General features: G+C 66.6%; 5 protein-coding genes and 1 pseudogene. 2 read left to right on the forward strand and 4 right to left on the reverse strand.

Annotation, left to right across the window (positions count from 1 at the left end):
• The 3 genes and pseudogenes from AB3X89_RS38800 to mltG form a co-directional block, all read right to left on the reverse strand.
• A pseudogene (locus AB3X89_RS38800) lies at positions 1-479 on the reverse strand (DNA polymerase III subunit delta'); the annotation flags it as partial.
• A gap of 95 nt (positions 480-574) precedes the next feature.
• Positions 575-1,195 carry a dTMP kinase gene (gene tmk, locus AB3X89_RS38805; RefSeq protein ID WP_176108577.1) on the reverse strand — a complete coding sequence of 207 codons (621 nt, stop codon included), beginning with the start codon at positions 1,193-1,195 and terminating at the stop codon, positions 575-577.
• Complete coding sequence (gene mltG, locus AB3X89_RS38810; RefSeq protein WP_368587883.1) at positions 1,195-2,205, reverse strand: endolytic transglycosylase MltG; 1,011 nt, start codon at positions 2,203-2,205, stop codon at positions 1,195-1,197. Before mltG ends, tmk begins: the two co-directional genes overlap by 1 nt.
• 78 nt (positions 2,206-2,283) lie before the next feature.
• Between mltG and AB3X89_RS38815 the strand changes: the two genes are divergently transcribed.
• Positions 2,284-3,351, forward strand: coding sequence for a folate-binding protein YgfZ (locus tag AB3X89_RS38815; protein WP_368587884.1), 1,068 nt, complete (start codon positions 2,284-2,286; stop codon positions 3,349-3,351).
• Positions 3,352-3,495: 144 nt separating this feature from the next.
• A complete protein-coding gene (locus tag AB3X89_RS38820; RefSeq protein WP_368587885.1) occupies positions 3,496-4,362 on the forward strand; it encodes an NRDE family protein in 867 nt (288 codons plus the stop codon).
• 65 nt (positions 4,363-4,427) lie between these two features.
• Here the strand turns inward: AB3X89_RS38820 and AB3X89_RS38825 are convergent.
• The coding region (locus tag AB3X89_RS38825) for an alpha/beta hydrolase (RefSeq protein WP_368587886.1) at positions 4,428-5,009 on the reverse strand (582 nt) is incomplete at its 5' end.

A 5,009-nucleotide genomic window follows, 5' to 3' on the forward strand; every position in this document is an offset into this window, starting at 1 on the left:
GTCTTCAGCAACGCGTTGGCGGCCGCGACGTTGAGCGCCTCGGCCGGATACAGCACGACCACGCGCGCGCCGCCGCGGTGCGAACCGACGCCGACGAAGTCGAGCAGACCGCGGATCTGTTCGATCTTGATTTCCTTGCTCGGCGTGCGGGTCTTCTTGCCTTCGTCACCTTCGGCTTTTTCTGCCTTGTCGTCGGCGCCATTCGCGGCGTTCGCGAGACCGGCTTCGGCGGCGAGCGCTTCCGGCACGACGATGCGGTAGTCGGGGTGATTGCCTTGCGCGAACCAGTTGCAGGCCACGCACGCACCGCACGGCTCGCCGTTCGGCTGCGGCGCCTCGCACAGCAGACCCTGCGCGAGATGCTGCGCGAAGCGCAGCTTGCCGATGCCCGCCTGACCGTGCAGCAACAACGCGTGCGGCCAGTGGCCGCGCAGTTGTTGCAGGCGGCTCCAGTCATCGGCTTGCCACGGATAGATCATCGTTTGTCTTTATGAATCAATTGGTTGCACGCGTTGCTTCAGATAGCGAATCAACTTGGCACGCGGTTATAAGGATCGGTTATATCGACCTGAAATCAAAGAGTTGCGATCAACTCTTCAAGCTGCTTCTGAATTCTCACGATGCTCTGCGAAGAGTCGATGATAGCGAATCGATGCGGCGCTTCTTCGGCGCGGCGCATGTATTCGGCGCGCGTGCGCTCGAAAAACGCCGCCGACTCGCTCTCGAAACGATCCGGGTTGCGCGCCGCGCTGCGCCGCTCGTTGGCGACGGCGGGCGGCAGGTCGAACAGCACGGTCAAATCCGGCTGGAAGCCGCCCTGCACCCAGCGCTCGAGCGTCTCGAGTTTGTCGCGCGGCAGGCCGCGGCCGCCGCCCTGGTACGCGAACGTGGCGTCGGTGAAACGGTCGGACAGCACCCAGTCGCCGCGCGTGAGCGCCGGCTCGATCACCTCGGCCAGATGCTGGCGGCGCAGCGCGAACATCAACAGCGCCTCGGTTTCGAGGTCCATCTTCTGATGCAGCACAATCTCGCGGATCTGCTCGCCGAGCGGTGTGCCGCCGGGCTCGCGCGTCATCACGACCGAGCGGCCGCTCGGCGCGAGCTTCGCCTCGAGGCGTTCGCGGAACCAGCCCAGATGGGTGGTCTTGCCCGCGCCGTCGATGCCTTCAAAAGTGATGAATTTGCCGCGCGCCATCATTGCCCTCGAATGTATTTGTCCACGGCCTTGTTGTGTTCGCCGAGGGTGTCAGAAAAGATGCTGCTGCCGTCGCCGCGCGACACGAAGTACAGCGCGCTGCTTGGCGCCGGGTTCATCGCCGCCTGCAGCGACGCGACGCTCGGCAGCGAGATCGGCGTCGGCGGTAGGCCCATCCGGGTGTAGGTATTGTAGGGAGTGTCGGTCTGCAGGTCTTTCTTCCTGATGCGGCCGGCGTAGCTGTCGCCCATCCCGTAGATCACCGTCGGGTCGGTCTGCAGCGGCATGCCCGCGCGCAGACGGTTGGCGAACACGGCGGCGACGAGCGCCCGGTCGGACGCCTTGCCGGTTTCCTTTTCGATGATCGACGCCATCGTCAGCGCGTCGTACGGCGTCTTGTACGGGAGATTCGGCGCGCGCGCGAGCCACGCTTCGTCGAGCCGCACGCGCATCAGCCGGTAAGCGCGGCGGTAGATGTCGAGGTCGCTCGTGTCCTTGTCGAACAGGTAGGTATCCGGGAAGAACAGCCCTTCGCCGTTGCCGATCGACGCCTCGGGCGCGCCAATTGCGCTCATCAGATCGGCGTCGCTCATGCCGAGCGTGTCGTGCTTGAGCGCGGGATTCGCGTCGAGCTCGGCGCGCATGCGCTTGAAGGTCCAGCCTTCGATGATCGTCGCCACGTATTCGTTGACGTCGCCGCGGGCGATTTTCTGCAGCACCTCGTAAGGCGTGATGCCGCTCTTGAACTCGTAGTTGCCGGACTTCAGATCGCTTTGCAGCCCGAGCAGCCGCGTCATCGCGATGAACAGCTCGGGTTCGACCGGCACGCCGCCGCGATTGAGCTGCAGCGCGACGCTGCGCAGGCTGCTGTGCGGTTTGACGGTGACGTCGAGTTGCGCCGGGGTCAATGCGAGCGGGCGGGTGGCCCAATAGTATCCAGCGGCGATGGCCGCCGCGGCCAGCACAACGACGAGCGCGCCGGCTGCGAAACATTTCTTGAAAAGGGTCATGCGAAACGTGACTGGGTTGGACTGAATATAATAACTGTTTGCCTTAGCCAAAGTCAGAATTGACTGTTCCCGGAATCCATGAACACACCGCTCGTGAACGCCCCAGGTAACGCTTCCGGTCTTACTCCCACCGCGGCGACGCCCGCCGCCCTGCCCATCCTGCCGCGCCCGTCGGCCGAAGAATTCGCCGCTGTGCTCGAACATGGCGCGTACATGCCGCTGTCGCAGTTCGGCGTGATCGACACGACCGGCGACGACGCGGCCAGCTTCCTGCACGCCCAGTTGACCAACGACGTCCAGCATCTCGATGCCGCGAACGCGCGCCTCGCCGGCTACTGCTCGGCCAAGGGCCGGCTGCTCGCGTCGTTCCTCTGCTGGCGCAGCGGCGACACGATCCGGCTGCTGGTATCGAAAGACGTGCAGGCCGCCGTGCAAAAGCGCCTGTCGATGTTCGTGCTGCGCGCCAAAGCCAGGCTCGTGGACGCGAGCGGCGAGCTCGCGGTGGTCGGCCTCGCGGGCGACGTGCGCGGCGCGCTGTCCGGCGTGTTCGACGCGCTGCCCGACGGTGTGCACGTGCAGGTCGACGGCACCGCGGGCACGCTGATCCGCGTGCCGGACGCGTTGGAGCGGCTGCGCTATCTGTGGATCGGGCCGAAGGCGCAGGTCGAAGCGCTGCTGCCGTCGCTGGATGGCAAGTTAAAGCGCGTGTCGCCGGCCGTGTGGGACTGGCTCGATATTCGCGCGGGCGAGCCGCGCATCACGCAGCCGGTGGTCGAGCAATTCGTGCCGCAAATGGTCAACTTCGACGTGCTCGGCGCGGTCAATTTCCGCAAGGGCTGCTATCCGGGTCAGGAAGTGGTCGCGCGCAGCCAGTATCGCGGCACGATCAAGCGGCGCACGTCGCTCGCCAACGTCGCCGGCGAGCTGGACACGGTGCGCCCCGGCGCTGAGCTGTTCCACTCCGACGATCCCGGCCAGCCGTGCGGGATGATCGTCAACGCGGCATCGGCACAAGGCGGCGGCGTCGATCTGCTGGTCGAGATCAAGCTCACCGCGCTCGACAGCGGCAGCGTGCACGTCGGCGCGGCCGACGGCCCCGCGTTGCGCTTCCTGACGCTGCCCTACGGGCTGCCGGCCGAGGTCTGATCGTTGGGCAGGTAAGAAGCGGCGCAATCGGGCGCCGTTTTTTATTGGCTGCTTTATTCTCGTCTGATTTTTGTCGCTTTCTTTGCCGTCTGCCTTTGCGGCATCAGGCGGCCGCCCGATGCTCTGAACGGGAGATGCTCCCCGATGTGCCTGATCGTTTTCGACTGGCGACCTGATGCGGTCGATGGTCCGCTGTTCACGCTCGCCGCGAATCGCGACGAGTTTTTTCGTCGCACGGCCGAGCCGATCGGCTGGTGGCGCGACGCGCCGGGCGTGCTGGCGGGCCGCGATCTGGTGGGCGGCGGCACGTGGCTCGGGCTATCGCGCGACGGCCGCTTCGCCGCGCTGACCAATTACCGCGCGCCGGGTGAAATGCGCGCCGATGCGCCGACCCGCGGCACGCTCGTCAGCAACTGGCTCACGAGCGCCGCGCGCGACCCCGACGGCCACCCGCACGAGACGCCGCTCGCGTATCTGGAGCACGTCGCGCAAAGCGGCGACATCTACAACGGCTTCAACCTGCTGGTCGGCGACTGGACGCGCCGTGAGCTCGCGTGGTACTGCAATCGCGGCGCCGTCGACGCAAGCAGTGGCCCCGCGCTGCTCGCGCCGGGCACGCACGGCATCTCGAACGCGGTGCTCGATACCGCGTGGCCGAAGCTGGTCAGAAAGCGCGGCGAGCTCGGCACGCTGCTCGCGCGCAATGCGATGCCGCCGCTCGAACGCCTGATCGATCTGATGCGCGATCCGCGGCTCGCGCGCGACGACGAATTGCCGTCGACCGGTATTCCGCTCGAACGCGAACGGGTGCTGTCGGCGGCGTTCATCGAATCGCCGGAATATGGCACGCGCAGCACCACCGCGCTGCGCGTCGCCGCTTATGGCGACGTGATCGGCGTCGCGGTCGCCGAGCGCAGCGACGACAACGGCTCGCACCGCATCGTGCGGCCCGGCGATTTCGAGCGCAGCTTCGCGTTCAATGTCGAGCGCGACCGGATGAGCGTGGCGTGATCGTTTGAACACCGCCTCGCCAGCGCATTCGCCGCTGGCCCCTTACCGCTTCGCGACAACTTCCCTCACCCGATACCGAATGCCGCGCGCAACGCCGCCGCGGCATCCGCATGCGCCTCTGCGACTTCGGGCACGAAGCCGCCCATCTTGAAGAACTCGTGAATCATGCCGGCGTGGCGCCTGAGCGTGACCGGATTGCCGAGCGCGCGTAGTTTTTCCGCATACGCATCGCCCTCGTCGCTGAGCGGATCGTATTCGGCGGTCGCGATCCACGCGGGCGCGACGCCACGAAACTCCGGTGCGCCGCGCTCGCCGTCGAGCGGCGCGAAACGCCAGTCGTCGCGATCGCCGCTATCGCGCAGGTAGTGCTCGAAGAACCACTGGATCGTGTCGCCCGACAGCAGGAAGCCGTCGGCGAGGCGCGAGTGCGAGTCGGTCTGCTGATGGCCGGTGGTGCCCGGATAGATCAGCAATTGCAGCGCGAGCGCGATGCCGGCATCACGCGCGAGCACCGCGCAGACCGTCGCGAGCGTGCCGCCCGCGCTATCGCCGCCGAGCGCGAGCCGGGTGTCGTCGATGCCGAATTCCGCGGCGTGCGCGTGCAGCCAGCTAAGGGCGTCGAAGGCATCGTCGACCGCGGTCGGAAA

The organism is Paraburkholderia sp. BR14320 (assembly GCF_040948665.1).
Taxonomy (GTDB): domain Bacteria; phylum Pseudomonadota; class Gammaproteobacteria; order Burkholderiales; family Burkholderiaceae; genus Paraburkholderia; species Paraburkholderia youngii.